The sequence below is a fragment of the Lactimicrobium massiliense genome, from assembly GCF_900343155.1.
GTDB classification, from domain to species: Bacteria; Bacillota_I; Bacilli_A; order Erysipelotrichales; family Erysipelotrichaceae; genus Bulleidia; species Bulleidia massiliensis.
In genome coordinates this window covers 293,074-308,910 of the sequence record NZ_OUNG01000001.1, presented here as the reverse complement: position 1 = coordinate 308,910, position 15,837 = coordinate 293,074, and the positions used below count along the sequence as shown (strand labels likewise).

The 15,837-nt window shown below is 48.1% G+C and carries 10 protein-coding genes, 8 tRNA genes and 1 CRISPR repeat array; of the genes, 16 read left to right on the top strand and 2 right to left on the bottom strand.

Features of this window, described 5'->3' with window-relative positions:
- Positions 1-2: 2 nt before the first annotated feature.
- From cas1e to DHU66_RS01515, 4 genes are all read left to right on the top strand, one after another.
- Positions 3-938 carry a type I-E CRISPR-associated endonuclease Cas1e gene (cas1e, locus tag DHU66_RS01530; RefSeq protein WP_108774130.1) on the top strand — a complete coding sequence of 312 codons (936 nt, stop codon included), beginning with the start codon at positions 3-5 and terminating at the stop codon, positions 936-938.
- A gap of 5 nt (positions 939-943) precedes the next feature.
- Positions 944-1,849: a type I-E CRISPR-associated endoribonuclease Cas2e gene (cas2e, locus tag DHU66_RS01525; RefSeq protein WP_209451712.1), complete on the top strand. Its 906-nt coding sequence runs from the start codon at positions 944-946 to the stop codon at positions 1,847-1,849.
- Between the two features lie 29 nt (positions 1,850-1,878).
- Positions 1,879-4,838: a CRISPR direct-repeat array (repeat unit 29 nt; unit sequence GTACTTCCCGCGTATGCGGGGGTGATCCC).
- A 204-nt stretch (positions 4,839-5,042) separates the two neighbouring features.
- A tRNA-Leu gene (locus DHU66_RS01520) sits at positions 5,043-5,126 on the top strand.
- A 379-nt stretch (positions 5,127-5,505) separates the two neighbouring features.
- On the top strand, positions 5,506-5,898 hold the full coding sequence (locus DHU66_RS01515; RefSeq protein ID WP_135358280.1) for an outer membrane protein assembly factor BamD: 393 nt from the start codon (positions 5,506-5,508) through the stop codon (positions 5,896-5,898).
- A 596-nt stretch (positions 5,899-6,494) separates the two neighbouring features.
- Here the strand turns inward: DHU66_RS01515 and DHU66_RS01510 are convergent.
- Positions 6,495-7,622: an IS110 family RNA-guided transposase gene (locus DHU66_RS01510; RefSeq protein WP_108774127.1), complete on the bottom strand. Its 1,128-nt coding sequence runs from the start codon at positions 7,620-7,622 to the stop codon at positions 6,495-6,497.
- 92 nt (positions 7,623-7,714) lie between these two features.
- Here DHU66_RS01510 and tnpA point away from each other — a divergent pair, with 92 nt between their 5' ends.
- The gene (gene tnpA / locus DHU66_RS01505) at positions 7,715-8,239 is read left to right on the top strand and encodes an IS200/IS605 family transposase (protein WP_209451711.1); all 525 of its coding nucleotides are present in this window, start codon (positions 7,715-7,717) and stop codon (positions 8,237-8,239) included.
- A 116-nt stretch (positions 8,240-8,355) separates the two neighbouring features.
- Here tnpA and DHU66_RS01500 read toward each other — a convergent pair whose 3' ends face one another.
- Positions 8,356-9,354 carry a polyamine aminopropyltransferase gene (locus DHU66_RS01500; protein WP_245309315.1) on the bottom strand — a complete coding sequence of 333 codons (999 nt, stop codon included), beginning with the start codon at positions 9,352-9,354 and terminating at the stop codon, positions 8,356-8,358.
- A gap of 79 nt (positions 9,355-9,433) precedes the next feature.
- Between DHU66_RS01500 and surE the strand changes: the two genes are divergently transcribed.
- The 11 genes from surE (at position 9,434) to DHU66_RS01445 (ending at position 15,835) form a co-directional block, all read left to right on the top strand.
- Positions 9,434-10,219, top strand: a complete 786-nt coding sequence (surE, locus tag DHU66_RS01495) for a 5'/3'-nucleotidase SurE (RefSeq protein ID WP_167836201.1) — start codon at positions 9,434-9,436, stop codon at positions 10,217-10,219.
- Between the two features lie 177 nt (positions 10,220-10,396).
- Positions 10,397-11,698, top strand: a complete 1,302-nt coding sequence (locus tag DHU66_RS01490) for an ArsB/NhaD family transporter (protein WP_245309313.1) — start codon at positions 10,397-10,399, stop codon at positions 11,696-11,698.
- A 136-nt stretch (positions 11,699-11,834) separates the two neighbouring features.
- A tRNA-Arg gene (locus tag DHU66_RS01485) sits at positions 11,835-11,911 on the top strand.
- 3 nt (positions 11,912-11,914) lie between these two features.
- A tRNA-Pro gene (locus DHU66_RS01480) sits at positions 11,915-11,991 on the top strand.
- Between the two features lie 7 nt (positions 11,992-11,998).
- Positions 11,999-12,075 (top strand) — tRNA-Met (locus tag DHU66_RS01475).
- 27 nt (positions 12,076-12,102) lie between these two features.
- A tRNA-Ile gene (locus tag DHU66_RS01470) sits at positions 12,103-12,176 on the top strand.
- Between the two features lie 6 nt (positions 12,177-12,182).
- Positions 12,183-12,270: transfer RNA gene (locus tag DHU66_RS01465), tRNA-Ser, on the top strand.
- A 37-nt stretch (positions 12,271-12,307) separates the two neighbouring features.
- Positions 12,308-12,384: transfer RNA gene (locus tag DHU66_RS01460), tRNA-Met, on the top strand.
- A 2-nt stretch (positions 12,385-12,386) separates the two neighbouring features.
- Positions 12,387-12,459 (top strand) — tRNA-Phe (locus DHU66_RS01455).
- Positions 12,460-12,555: 96 nt separating this feature from the next.
- Positions 12,556-13,986 carry an ROK family protein gene (locus tag DHU66_RS01450; RefSeq protein ID WP_167836200.1) on the top strand — a complete coding sequence of 477 codons (1,431 nt, stop codon included), beginning with the start codon at positions 12,556-12,558 and terminating at the stop codon, positions 13,984-13,986.
- 40 nt (positions 13,987-14,026) lie between these two features.
- Entirely contained in the window at positions 14,027-15,835 is a 1,809-nt protein-coding gene (locus DHU66_RS01445; RefSeq protein WP_108774480.1) for an ABC transporter ATP-binding protein, read from the top strand.
- Positions 15,836-15,837: the final 2 nt, after the last annotated feature.

Below are 15,837 nucleotides of genomic sequence, written 5' to 3'. Positions count from 1 at the left end.
CTATGGAAAAAGCAACTGATAAAATAGAGTTACAGCAGTTGCCTCAAATCCGGGACAGAGTCACCTTCATTTATGTTGAACATGCAAAGATCAACAGACAGGATGGGGCTATTACGGTACTGGACAGCAGGGGAACAGTCAGAATTCCAGCAGCTATTATTGGTGTACTTTTCCTGGGACCAGGAACCGATATCAGCCATCGTGCGGTTGAACTTCTGGGCGATACAGGAACAAGTATGATTTGGGTTGGTGAACATGGTGTTCGTCAATATGCACATGGCAGATCTCTGGCACGTACAACACGCTTTCTTGAAAAACAGGCAATGCTTGTGACAAATACCAGGTCAAGAGTAGAGATTGCCCGAAAGATGTATAAAATGCGTTTTCAAGATGAAGATGTTGATGGTCTTACCATGCAGCAGCTTCGCGCCCATGAAGGCGCCAGAATCCGGCATCTTTACCGCTCTATGTCAGATAAATATGAAGTGAGATGGGACAAGAGAGAATATGACCCTGATAACTATTCGGGCAGTGATCCTATTAATCAGGCATTATCTGCAGCGAATGTAGCTCTGTATGGGGTCGTTCACAGCGTTATCTGTGCTTTGGGATTATGTCCCGGACTTGGCTTTGTCCATACGGGTCATGACCTGTCTTTTGTGTATGATGTAGCTGATCTATATAAAGCAGAGCTGACAATTCCTATTTCTTTTGAGATTGCGTCAGAATATACCAAAGACGATGATATTGGCAGGATTGCCAGGCAAAAAGTTCGTGATGAATTTTCTGATGGAAAATTGTTGACCAGAATTGTTCATGATCTTCAGAATCTGCTTGATATTGGAGAAGATGAACAGATCACGCTCGAGCCACTTAGCCTGTGGGATGACAAAGAAGGAACTGTTCCATATGGAATCAATTACAGTGGTGACGACTGATGCCAATGACTGTAATTACTCTGAAAAAAGTGCCGGCTTCCCTGCGGGGTGACCTGACAAAATGGATGCAGGAAATTGCTACTGGAGTATATGTAGGTAACTTTAGTACGCGTGTGCGTCAATATCTGTGGGAGAGAATTTGCAACAGTGTTGGAGAAGGAGAGGCAACGCTGAGCTATGCCAGCAGGAATGAAATTGGGTATGACTTTTTGACAATTAATGCTGACAGATCAGTTGTGGACTCGGATGGTATTCCTCTGGTACTAGTGCCTTTGAAAGAAAAGCCTGATGAGGAGGAGAATGTTCTGCGGAACGGATTTAGCACTGCTTCACATATACATCATGCGAGAAATTCTTCCTTTGCCAAACGCCAAGTTAGTGATCATAGCCTACGTCAAAACAAAGGTTATGTTGTCATCGATCTTGAGACTACGGGACTGCATCCGGAACGTGATAAGATTATTGAGATTGGTGCAGTAAAATGGGATGGAATAACGGAAACGTTTTATAACGCACTTGTCAATATTCATGAAACAATTCCTCCGGTTATTAGTGGACTGACCGGCATCACCGATGATATGCTCAAAGGAGGAATGGATATTCAGTCTGCGTTACAGGAATTTTGTGACTTTATCGGTAATAATATTTTGGTTGGCTATAATTTGAGTTTTGACATGGATTTTTTAAACACTGCACTGCATAAATGCGGTATGCAAGGAATTGGCAATGATATTATAGATGTGCTTAAGACAGTAAAGAGGGAAAAACTGTTTCAAGAAAACTATAAGCTACAAACAACACTGAAATCGTATGGAATCAGTGGAACGGTACCACACAGAGCACTTGAAGATGCAAAGCTGATCTTTCAGTTATCAAACAAACTAAATGTTTTTTACAAATTTGAAAACTGAAAATGCCTATTTGAAGGGATCTTTTATCTGTACTTCCCGCGTATGCGGGGGTGATCCTCCCGCATTTTCATCCAACATTCGCCAGGAACAAGTACTTCCCGCGTATGCGGGGGTGATCCCCTACCAGATTTCATTCTGTGATCGAAAGCCAAGTACTTCCCGCGTATGCGGGGGTGATCCTATGGCATCTGGTGATGATTATCATGTCACGGTGTACTTCCCGCGTATGCGGGGGTGATCCTTACATCGGCATAATTCTGCTCGAAATCCTCGTGTACTTCCCGCGTATGCGGGGGTGATCCTCTGCTTTTCGGACGCCGGTCCCATCTCCCATCGTACTTCCCGCGTATGCGGGGGTGATCCTCAGTTCATGGGCAGCAATAATACTCTTATTCAGTACTTCCCGCGTATGCGGGGGTGATCCCATGCTGAAATCCTCTGCTTTCCAGGAAGCGAAGTACTTCCCGCGTATGCGGGGGTGATCCCTATGCATCGCAATCGCAGAAGGCAGAGAGTGGGTACTTCCCGCGTATGCGGGGGTGATCCCATGTGCCACATCATCTTTGGTCAGATAGATGGGTACTTCCCGCGTATGCGGGGGTGATCCCCTCAACAATGCTGCTGGAAATCGGAACTGGAAGTACTTCCCGCGTATGCGGGGGTGATCCCTGTTTTTATGCCGCTCGTTTTGCTGATGCTTGGTACTTCCCGCGTATGCGGGGGTGATCCCGCCTGCTCGGCTTTATTCAGAAGAATGGCAAAGTACTTCCCGCGTATGCGGGGGTGATCCCATGTGCCACATCATCTTTGGTCAGATAGATGGGTACTTCCCGCGTATGCGGGGGTGATCCCCTCAACAATGCTGCTGGAAATCGGAACTGGAAGTACTTCCCGCGTATGCGGGGGTGATCCCTGTTTTTATGCCGCTCGTTTTGCTGATGCTTGGTACTTCCCGCGTATGCGGGGGTGATCCCGCCTGCTCGGCTTTATTCAGAAGAATGGCAAAGTACTTCCCGCGTATGCGGGGGTGATCCCTATGCAGCGGCCAACTCTGATAAGGCAAAGTAGTACTTCCCGCGTATGCGGGGGTGATCCTAACCTGTCCTTTTATGACGCCACCATTAAGTAGTACTTCCCGCGTATGCGGGGGTGATCCTGCGTTTCCAGATGAACGGTGATGTGGCCGGCGGTACTTCCCGCGTATGCGGGGGTGATCCTAGTTGCCGTTAGTATCTTTGGCTTTAATATACGTACTTCCCGCGTATGCGGGGGTGATCCTTGACTGCTATGCGTGAGGTACTGAAAAAGCTGGTACTTCCCGCGTATGCGGGGGTGATCCTATAAGCCATACGTGATACATCGCTAAATGAGGGTACTTCCCGCGTATGCGGGGGTGATCCTAAGGCTACGGTCACATTCACCAAGCAGATGACGTACTTCCCGCGTATGCGGGGGTGATCCCGTTCTTGGCGGTTGACACATTATCCGTATCCAGTACTTCCCGCGTATGCGGGGGTGATCCCTAATCCCTCAAATGTCATGTCGTGTTCTTTCAGTACTTCCCGCGTATGCGGGGGTGATCCCCATGAGTTTTACCTAGTGAAACAACCTGTCATGTACTTCCCGCGTATGCGGGGGTGATCCTCCACTGCTGCCGCTGTGCGTTCCTGGCCAGAAGTACTTCCCGCGTATGCGGGGGTGATCCTGCCGGAAAGTTGTGCAGACTGCCCCTTCCTTAGTACTTCCCGCGTATGCGGGGGTGATCCCTGGCACTGAATACCGGCTGAAGGATGTTGTCCCGTACTTCCCGCGTATGCGGGGGTGATCCCAGCCTTGACCGGATGATCCAGCAGTCAGTCATGTACTTCCCGCGTATGCGGGGGTGATCCCGAGTATCAGGATAGTCTGGAGAAAGTCAACAAGTACTTCCCGCGTATGCGGGGGTGATCCCACTACAAGTACAGTTACAAAGAAGCAAAGCTCGTACTTCCCGCGTATGCGGGGGTGATCCTCTCAGTCACTGTCGGATACTCGGAAACAGCAGGTACTTCCCGCGTATGCGGGGGTGATCCTGGCGCAGCAATGCGTGAAATGGGTTTTTCTGCGTACTTCCCGCGTATGCGGGGGTGATCCTGATAGGACCGTAATATCTGCCCCAGCCTACCAGTACTTCCCGCGTATGCGGGGGTGATCCCTGCCAGCTGTGAATTACATCGGCATAATTCTGGTACTTCCCGCGTATGCGGGGGTGATCCTAAGGACAAGACACACGAGTACAGATGGTATCCGTACTTCCCGCGTATGCGGGGGTGATCCCTGCCCGACAAGCTGCCGATGGATGCACCATTGGTACTTCCCGCGTATGCGGGGGTGATCCTCAGCTAGGCAATACAGCGTCGATCACTTATCAGTACTTCCCGCGTATGCGGGGGTGATCCTAACGCACAGGCTGATGTGAACAAAACGTCAAAGTACTTCCCGCGTATGCGGGGGTGATCCTACAATTCTTGCCATCTACTGGGCCATCACAGAGTGCTTCCCGCGCATGCGGGGGTGATCCTCACAAAAATGTTGTCTATTATGAGGACTATCCGTGCTTCCCGCGCATGCGGGGGTGATCCTAACATCTTTGCTGATTCGTATGATTACACAAGGTGCTTCCCGCGCATGCGGGGGTGATCCCAGGCTTGTGGCCAAGACTCCCACTGTGGAAGCGTGCTTCCCGCGCATGCGGGGGTGATCCTGGATTTTCCGCTGATTGTGTAGTTATACATGGGTGCTTCCCGCGCATGCGGGGGTGATCCTGCAAGCCGTTTCAAGTGGATTACAGATCGTGTGTGCTTCCCGCGCATGCGGGGGTGATCCTATCGGGCAGCCATCGTGGGATGCATGGACAGAGGTGCTTCCTGCGCATGCGGGGGTGATCCCTGCCCTATCCGCTTTTCTTTAATAGGAGGATGGTGCTTCCCGCGTATGCGGGGGTGATCCCGAATACAGAGTATATTTCCTCAGGATGAGGAAGTGCTTTCCGCTCATGTTAGATAGGTGGATATACATTGATGATTATCTGCAATGTATATGTTGGCGATATGTGCGTTGCTGTCAATGAGTGTCCTGTATTGCGATTTCGCTGGAAATGTAGTATAAACTACCTGCAGAAAACAAAGAAGTTGATTCATCTTTTTTGTATTGCGGGGTCATGGCGGAATCGGCAGACGCATCGGACTTAAAATCCGGTGATGGCAACATCGTGTGGGTTCAAGTCCCACTGGCCCCATCCTTGAAAAGCCCTTGAAACAGGGCTTTTTTGATGGCTCACAGCCTGAATTTCACTTGTGAGAAAATGGCAGGATTTTTATATTATTCAGGCCCATTTTGGTCTGCTTTTTCAGTTTCAAGTAGTCAGAAAAGTGGTCAGGCACTGTTAATCGTGCTGTCAGAGTGGTCAGAAAGTGGCAGCTTGTAACAACTGACTGTGAGAATAACATTCAGATTCTGAACTGCGTTTGTCTGAATTTGTCAATATAAACTTGATTGAAAGAAAGGCAGAATAAAGTATAATTGCTCGTGGCACTGCTTTTTTTCAGAAAATTGTGGGGGATTGGGAAGTATATGTGAGTTTCTGGAAAAGCAGAGGTTAAATGGAGGAAAGTGATATGAAGAGAAACATGAAAGCAACTTCTGCACTGCTGGCTGTTGTGCTGTGCGGAGGACTGGTGTTTGCTGGATGCGGCAGCAGTTCCTCTGCAGCTGCTTCAGCAAGTGCTGCAGCTTCTTCTCAGGAAGATGACTATGAAAAGGGCGTGGAACAGATGAATGAGGGGAAGTATGCCAATGCGGCGGAGTATTTCCGCTCTGCCGGCGACTATTCTGATGCGGATGCTCAGCGCCTTGAGGCTGAATATCAGTATGTTGCCAGCCAGAGAATGCTGGCTACCAGCCGTGGCAAGGAATACATGCAGGACCTTCTTGACAACAATTACAAGGATGCCCAGGATCTCGCTGCAAAGCTGGGATTTGAGGCATCATCATCTTCTTCTGCTAACTGAGTTAAAAAAGGATTCCGTGGGCTCAGCGGAATCCTTTTTTATTTATGCGTAGGAGCGCTGTTGAGCACCGAAGAGGTGCGAAACAGAAAACCTCCCGCTATGCGGGAGGAAGGCCGGTGCTTCTTATAGAAAGAAGCACCCCATCTATCTAGAATGGTGATTGTCCAAGTCACGATTCTAGAAAGATGAGGTGCCAAATACGGCTGTTATGTAAAAGCCAATGTCAAGTGTTAGTTTCAGATTGATTCAATATTTTTCCTTTGCTGTTGAAGGCATGAGGAAAGAGTCTCGGATTTTCAACAGTTCGCGGTATTTAGCCATTCTGTTATACGTGTATCAGGGACAAATGCTCTCCCACCCCACAGGCCAATGGTTTCGCCGCCAGCTCTGCTGTCTAAAATCGTGGATCACCATGGAAAGGTGCCATCATAGCCGTGCCGCAGATAGCTGAACCATCCAGTTCAAATCCGGGCTGCTCCTTCCTGATGCCTTCAATCTAATTCTTATCCTCCTCTTTGTTTTTAGGTCATTCAATGATTTCCTGATCTGAAGTGCTCAACGCAAGTCTTGACTGCCCGATAATCGATAGAATCATTTTAAGCAAGAACAGTATGAATATTGCCTGTCATCATTCCCCATATAAAGCATGCCAGCTCACGTGCTATAGCTACCGTTGCTTTGTTATGGTTCTTTCGATTGTGCAGCACAAGACGCATGTATCTCTTCCGGAGGCGTTCATTCGCTCTGTCCGCATATGCAATGACTTCAGGAGCGTTGCCTTCCTGCCGCTTCTTCAGTGCTTCACTTTTGCCAGATGATGCCCTTGAGAAAGATTGTGCACATTCGACAAGTAGTTTTCTCAAAAAGGTGTTTCCCTGTTTTGTTATTCCCGTCTGATTCTGATCATCGCTGCTGCTGAGTTCTCCTGCAACCAGGCCCAGAAATGCCGCAAAGTTCTTTGCTTTAACGAATCTGGTGAAATCTCCGATTTCCACAATCACAGCCAGAGCGGTAAGTACTTTCACTGACTTAAAGCAGATCAGCTTGTGAACTGCTTCCCGATATTTATCCGTTTCAGCAATTTCTTCAATGCGTTTGTTCATTTGCTCAATTCGATCAGAAACTGTTTCATATGACAGCAGGTAAGAATCCAGTGTTTCCTTATTGATCCCCTCCAGAGGAAGCTCCTTAAGCCATTTCAGATGTTTCTTTGTCCAGTAATTCCTGCCATCCGTAAATTTGTATCCATGCCTGGTGGTAAACGCACAGATCTGCTGTTTGATCACTCTGAGCTGCTTCTTGTGATCCTGCTGCATACGGATGAAATCACGTACTGATTCATCTTCTTCATCGGGGGTATAGACTTCGCTGTATTCATGATTCTTCAGCGATCTGGCAATCGCTTCGGCATCCCGCTTGTCTGTTTTCTTCCTGCGCCGTCTGTTTATTTCTGTTCCGGTAATCGAAGCAGGGGCAAGGATCTTTACGGTAAGACCCTTCTCCTCAAGATCACGCTTCAGTTTAAATCCAAGGCAGCCAGCTTCATATCCAACAACGATCTCTGTATCATTTCCAATCTTTTTCCTGATCCCCTTGCAGTAGTTTACGATGTTGGAAACAGAAGGGGAATAGGTATTTGTATTCACAGGTGCTGCTGATCCTTCAAGATAAGTCGAGAGAGTGTAGTTTGTAGTGTGTGCATCAATTCCAACGTATGCTATCATGTAAAGGCCTTCCTTTCTTGGATGAGGCAACTTCCCCATCTCTTTTTTAGCCAATAACAAGTTTGCGGGATGATCCTCGAACACACAAGTTAATGGAGGGCTTTTACATATTGTCTAACAAATATGATTCATTAGCTCACACGAAATATTACTGCGTATATCATGTCGTGTTCACTCCGAAGTATAGAAGAAAAGTAATTTATAATCAACTGCGCCCAGATATCCGGGATATCATAAAACTGCTGTGCAAATACAAAGGAGTGGAGATTCTGGAAGGGCATCTGATGCCCGACCACGTACATCTTCTTTTGAGTATCCCTCCAAAGTACTCTGTATCACAGATCATGGGATACATCAAAGGAAAGTCCTCGCTTGAAATATTTGATAAGCATGCGAACCTGAAATACAAATATGGGAACAGACATTTTTGGGCGGAAGGATACTATGTGAGCACAGTAGGGATCAATGAATCCACAATACGCAAATATATCCGTGAACAGGAAAGCGCAGATATCGCAAAAGATAAGTTAAGCGTAAAGGAATATGAAGATCCATTCGGAGAGGATAAAGAAAACAGAAAGCCGAATCCGAATCGGAAGACAACAGCGAAGTCATGAGTAAAAGAGCCCGTTTAACGGGCATGCGAGAGAGTTAAACTGCAATCGTGGCTTGAACATTGAAGATGCGAAAGCCAGCGCCTTAAGACGCTGGCTAGTAATAAAGCCTTATAGGCTTAGGACAAACCGCCCGTTTTACGGGCGGTCATGATTTTGTGGGCGAGAATATGCCGTATTGTTTCAGTATCGTACATTAGGAACTGTAATCTTTTTGCATCGGTAACAGTTTCTCTGCTGCCGGCATAATAACGCCGTATTTTTTTCATATAGGTATTGAGCTGTGGATTGATCTGCGCTTTTCTCTTTGTGGCAAGTTCACGGAAATACAGCAGGGACAGTGTCCACATGATTTCATAGCACGAATCTTCAATCCAGAAATCTGCTTTGTCAAAAGGCGGCTCGTACTGTTCCAGCAGTTTTGTGATTGCTTTTAAACCATCATCGGAAGACTGCCAGATATCTGTATAAATATAGTCAAACTGATCCAGATATTCTTTCTGCCAGACTTTGTATGCATCGCCCTGGATGATATGAACTGGTACGTGAGGTGGAAACTGCGGCAGCAAGTATTTGTTGAACATATCGATGACAGGCTGTGAGTACTCGATGACAGTGATGTCTTCTACCTTTGGATTTTGACAGGCCATAAACAGGAAATAGCCAATACCCAGGCCAAAAGTCAGTACTCTGCCATGTGCTTTGGCAGCACATGGATCGTTGGTGAAGGCTTCACTTGGTGCATCCATCATCCAGTCTTTATCATCCTGATACAGATACACAGCCTGAAAATCTCTGTCCATTGCCCTCAGCTTCATCCAGTCATTCAGGCATCTTTCCGGATCCTTCTGGATGCAGTCCGCATTGAACAGCTCATTGCCTGCAACCCATTCCTTTTCATAGCGGAAATGTGCATCTTTAATGCAGCTGAGTGAGACAGCCTGATGATAGGGTGTCTTCTCCCAGTCATCCGTATTCAGAAACAGGGAAGGGCATGGCTCTTTCTGAAACTCTGCAAAGCCAGCTTTCCTCAGCTTGTGGATCACATTTCTCTCATTTTTCTTTGTGACAGGCATACCGAGAAACTGATTTTTCTGGTCTGTTTCAATATTGTGCATGCATTTTGAGAGGAAAGCGTGCATTTTGTCATCGGCGATGATTTGCATGGCTTTATTGTATCAAAGTATAATGGTGCCCATGGAAAAGAAATTGAGAATACTGGTAGCCAATGATGATGGCATTGATGCACCGGGTCTGAGGGCTCTGGTGAAACGTCTGTCTTTGGATCATGATGTGTATGTGTGTGCACCGGATGGAGAACGCTCCAGCATGTCACATGCAGTGACGTACTGGCGGCTGAACAACGAAGCCCAAAGAAGAGAAGTGCCAGGTGCTAAGGAAGCCTGGGCCGTACATGGCACACCGGCAGACTGTGTCTTTTATGGTCTGAGTCTGTTCTGGAAGAACAAGATTGATGTGGTGATCTCCGGCATCAACCGGGGTGAAAACCTGAATGCGGATGTACTGTATTCCGGAACCGTCGGGGCAGCGGCGGAAGGGCTGATGCTTGGTGTGCCATCCATGGCTGTATCGCTTTGTTCGTTTACGTCGGATGACTTTGCGCCAACAGCAGATATTGCCGCAAAACTTCTGCCAAAATATATGCAGGATGAGAAACGTTTTTCCTATGTCTGCAATATCAATGTACCCGCCATCCCGTATGAAAAGATCAAGGGAATACGGGTGACACAGTTTGATCATTTCAAATCGTATACTAATAAATCGATCGATATGATCCATCAGGATGGCAGAATTCTGCTGCACTGTCAGCAGGATCCACCCACATATCCCCAGGCACCGTTGGAAGATGGCGACCGCAACGTGGTGGAGCAGGGCTATGTTTCAGTGACACCAATTGGCACCGACATGGTCACACATGACATTCTGCATGATCTGTATTTGTGGAATGACTTCTCTCTATGAGAAGGAAGATGCTATAATCTTAAGCACTTGAGGGAGTAACGGGCCCGTTTATGGGCAGCCAGGCAACATATCCGGTCTATTGACCTGTCTGGTTTTAAATCGTGAGACTCATGTATGGCTGTCATACATGGGCCGTTTGTTTGGCAAGTATGACTGCGGTCATGCTTTTTCTTTGGCATGACACAGAAGGGAAAAGGAGAAACTATGGTACTGGCACTGATTCTGTTTATCATCATGTATGTATTCTTTCTGATGCCCAAGACCCAGGAATACCGGTGGCTGACAGCACTGATCTTCGCAGCCATCTTCGTTCTGCTTGGCATCATGCCTCTGAACAAGGTCATGTCCTCTGTCAACTGGAACATTATCCTGATGCTGGCAGGAACAATGATTGTTGTGGAATTGTTTATTGAAAGCAAAATGCCAATGCGCATGGCAGAACGGCTGCTGCACAAGCTGCCAAGCGTACAGTGGGCGATTGTTGCTCTGGCAATGTTTGCCGGTGTGGTATCTGCCTTTGTCGACAATGTCGCAACGGTATTAATGGTGGCACCAATCGGCCTTGCCGTCGCAAAGAAGCTCGATATCAATCCGGTTCCGATCATCATTTCCATTGCTGTTTCCAGCAACCTGCAGGGTGCTGCTACCTTGGTCGGTGATACAACATCCATCCTGCTGGGCGGCTATGCCAACATGTCCTTCAATGACTTCTTCTGGTTTCAGGGCAGACCTGGTATCTGCCTGTCGGTAGAACTCGGTGCCCTGATGACGGTGCCGGTACTGCTCTGGCTGTTCCGCAAGAACAAGGGTGCTATTGATGTGGAAGTGGAAACAAAAGTCACGGACTATGTGCCAAGCTTCCTGATGATCGGCGTGGTTGCCGGACTGATCATTGCCTCCCAGTTTGAAAACAAACCGGAGCTGACCAATGGCTACATCTGCATGGCTTTTGCGGCTGCAGGTATGATCTATGAGTGGATTCATGGTGAAAACTTTGACTATAAATCTGTATTGGCACAGGTGGATGTCAAGACACTGCTGCTGTTGATCGGTCTGTTCATCGTCATTGGCGGCATTACCGAAGCTGGCGTCATTGATGCTATTGCTAAAGTCTTCGTCAAGATCGGCGGCCGTTCCGTCTTCGGCATGTATACGCTGATTGTGTTTGCCTCGGTTGTCATTTCTGCCTTTGTCGACAACATCCCGTATGTTGCCACGATGCTGCCGGTGGTGCAGGGCATTGCGGCCTCCATGGGCATTGCTCCATATGTGCTCTATTATGGATTGCTGATTGGTGCAACTCTTGGCGGCAACCTGACACCGGTTGGTGCCTCTGCCAATATTGCCGGCATCGGCATCCTGACCAAAGAGGGATATCATGTTTCAACAAGCGATTTCGTGAAGATCGGTGTTCCGTTTACACTGATCGCTGTGATCACGGGTTATCTTGCCAACTGGCTGATCTGGGGCGTCCTTTGAGAAATGATTCGTTTCGCCGTAATGGTGCTTTGAAAAGCACTGTTACGGTTTTTTGTTTGGAAAATGAAAGAAGTGCTTGCATTAAGACAGGGGGTTTGCTAATATAACTAAGCACTGTTTACGAGTGCTTGAAATTGCGCCGATAGCTCAACTGGATAGAGCATTTGACTACGAATCAAAAGGTTGCGGGTTCGACTCCTGTTCGGCGCACCATTTCGGGATGTAGCACAGCTTGGTAGTGCACTTGATTTGGGATCAAGGGGTCACAGGTTCAAATCCTGCCATCCCGACCATATTTCTGGCGAGGTAGCTCAGTTGGCTAGAGCAATCGGTTCATACCCGGAAGATCGTGAGTTCGAGTCTCACCCTCGCTACCATTGCATTGCCAAGGCTGATTGGCATTTGGACCTTTAGCTCAGTTGGTCAGAGCCGTCGGCCCATAACCGACTGGTCGAAGGTTCGAGCCCTTCAAGGTCCATCTTCTGGAGGAATACCCAAGTGGTTGAAGGGTCCGGTCTTGAAAACCGGTAGGTCGGGAAACCGGCGCCAGGGTTCGAATCCCTGTTCCTCCGCTTTCCCAATCAGTATTGTGTGTTGCATTCCTATTATCGCGAGGTAGAGCAGCCTGGTAGCTCGTCGGGCCCATAACCCGGAGGTCGTTGGTTCAAATCCTTCCCTCGCAACCATTGGTCCTGTAGCTCAGTCGGTAGAGCACAGCACTGAAAATGCTGGTGTCGGCAGTTCGATTCTGCCTGGGACCACCGAAAAAACTCTTCTGTCAGTAGATGGAAGAGTTTTTTATTGCTTTATTTCAGCTGCAGGCGTCTACAATATGGGTAGAAGGGTGGGCAATTCTTATGAGTACACATCATTTTGATTACCGTAACTGGATCATGGAACAGAATACGCCGTGTGGAAGGGTTTCCAGAGTGGATGACAATCATTTTGAAATTGTCACTGCGTATGCGCTTGCACAGATCCAGTTCTATCAGGTTGAAAATGAGCCTGAGATCATTGAATTCCGCATTGAGAGAGTCAAGGATGGAGAAGTTGTCTTTTTCCTTCATTTTCATGCTGATCCTGAAGAACATTCCAAAGCATTGTTTGCGGAAATGGTGGAAGTACTTAAGGAGACTGGAAAGCATCATGAAACAAGAATTCTGCTGTGCTGCACAGCTGGCCTGACGACGAGCTATTTTGCCATGGGGCTGAATGAAGCTGCCCATGCATTGAAGCTTGACTGGACGTTTGAGGCAGTCAGTGTCAGCGATGTATATGCCAGAGGCATGCAGTTTGACTGTGTGCTGGTGGCACCACAGATTGGTTTCCAGCAGAAAAAGATTGCGGATGTGCTGAAGGATATTCCGGTGCTGACGATTCCTGCCCAGGTATTCGGTGCCTATGATGCCGGTGCCTGCATTACATTTGTGCAGGAAGGAATAAAGCAGTTTCATGCATCTCTGGAAGAACGTGCCCGCAGGCATATTCTTCACCATAGTGATAATGATCATGTCATTCTTTCTATTGCGGTGCTGCCAGATGTGCGGCGCACACTGATCCGCAGCCGCCTGTATGATCACGGCAGAGTGACAGACAGCAGTGAAGCGATTAAGCCTGTCTTCTACCTTGATGATCTGTTTGATGTGATTGAAACAAGCCTGTGTGCTTCAGAAGGTATTAAGCCTGAAATGATTGGGATTGCCATACCGGGCATTATTCATGGCGGGACAATGGATCTGCCTCCGTCCAATTCTATTGATCTGACAAAGTATGGGAATCATTTTGCAATTGAGCAGTTTTTCCGGGATCGATATCATCTTCCTGTTTACATTTTTAACAATGTCAATGCGGCTGCTCTTGGCTGGTACAGCGCCCAGGATACGTATCAGAATATTGTCTTTCACTCGCAGCCTTATGGCTGGAAAATGGGCGGGGAAGGCATTATTGTCAATGGCCGTCTGCTGTCGGGAAAAAACAGTTCTGCCGGTGAGGTGAAATATATCGTACCTTTGTTTTCCGGCCTGGATGATGTAGGAAGCGCCGTGTGCACGCCGGATCAGATGGTGCGCGTGGTTGCCCGGGATATTGTCGGGGCAGTGACGTATCTGGATCCGCAGGTGATTTGCCTGCGCAGTGATATGACGCCTTATCCGGAGGAAATCAGGAAAGAATTGGAAAAGTTTCTGCCGGAGAGTCATATTCCGCAGCTGATCAAAATTGAGAATATGGATGAATTTGTGATGCTTGGCACTATGATTCTCTGTCTGCTGCAGCAGACAGAGGCATGAAGCCTTTGTGAATTGCATCAAAGGGGATATAATGAACAGCATGTCTGAACAGAAAAAATTTCCGACAAGAGGCAAGATGCTTGCCTTTTTTGCCGAAGGGTCCAAAAAGTGGTTTGTTTTAGCAGCGGTATCTGCGGTTGCCATGCAGGCAGTGTCTTTGATCAATCCAAAGATCATCAGCTTTACCGTAGACGCATTGATCGATGATACAGCTGTAAAGATGTCCGGCATCACGTCTGCTCTAGTCAATTGGGCAGGAGGACTTTCCTATCTGCGCGGCCATCTCTGGCTGGTCGGCCTTGCCGTGTGCTTTGTTGCCATTGTCAATGCGCTGATCAGTTATCTTTTCCGGGCTGCCAATGCCCATGGTGCAGAGTCCCTGGTACGCCATATGCGCAATACCCTCTATGAGCATTTGCTGAATCTGCCATTTTCCTGGTATTCCGAAAACCATACCGGAGATATCATCCAGCGCTGCACAAGTGATGTGGAAACAGTGAAGGTGTTTTTATCAGAGCAGCTGACATCTTTGCTGCGGATAATTGTCATGATCACACTGTCACTGTTCTTCATGGCATCGATTCATCTGCGCCTGATGCTTGTCTCTGCTGTCTTCATTCCCATCATCATTGGCTACAGCTATTACTTTCATGCCCGGATCGGCGGTGCCTTTCTCAATGCGGATCAGGAAGAAGGAAAGCTTTCCGATATTGCCCAGGAGAATCTGACCGGGGTAAGAGTAGTGCGGGCTTTCGGACGTGAATCGTATGAACAGCAGCGCTTTCACACCCAGAATGAGAAGTATACGAATATGTGGGTGCGCATGATGAAGCTGCTGACCCAGTTCTGGATGACTGGCGATCTGATCTCCGGTCTGCAGGTTCTGGCGGTCATGGGATTTGGATGCTATTTTACGGTATCCGGACAGATGAGCGCGGGCAATTATATTGCGTTTGTCTCTTATAATGCGATGCTTTCAAATCCGGTCAGAATGCTGGGAAGAGTCATTGCAAACATGTCAAAGGCGGGTGTTTCGATTGACCGCCTGGCCCAGATTATGAATGCGCCGGAGGAAGGGGATGATCCAGAGGATACCGATGCGGATATGAGCGGTGATATTGTCTTTGATCATGTGTCTTTTGCGTATGAAAATGCCGGTGCAGAAGTTCTGAATGATGTTTCCCTGACGATCAGAAAGGGGACAACTGTTGGCATTCTGGGTGGCACTGGCAGCGGCAAATCAACGCTTGTCTGCCTGCTAAACCGTCTGTACGATGTGCCTCAGGGATGCGGGAAGATTACTGTTTCAGGACAGGATATCCGTCATATCAGACGGCGCTCTTTGCGCAGACAGATCGGCATGGTGCTGCAGGAACCGTATCTGTTTTCGCGTTCTCTGTCAGATAATATCCGCATTGCAAGGCCGGCATCCTCCATGCAGGATGTCATGATGGCAGCCCGGGAAGCAAGTCTTGATGAGGCCGTGCAGCACTTTGACCGCGGCTATGACACGTATGTTGGTGAGCGCGGCGTGACACTGTCCGGGGGCCAGAAGCAGCGCACTGCCATTGCTCAGATGCTCATCAGAAAACCACCGCTGATGATCTTTGATGATTCGCTTTCGGCGGTGGATGCTGAAACCGACGCAAAGATCCGGGCTGCCCTGTCACGCAATACCAAAGGCAGCACCGTCATCCTTGTCGCCCACCGTATCACGACCCTGATGCAGGCCGATGACATCATCGTCATGGACCATGGCCGCATCGCGGAAGAAGGTTCCCATCAGGAACTGATCGCAAAAGATGGCATCTACAAGAAGATCTATGATCTGCAGATGCAGCAGGAGTGAAT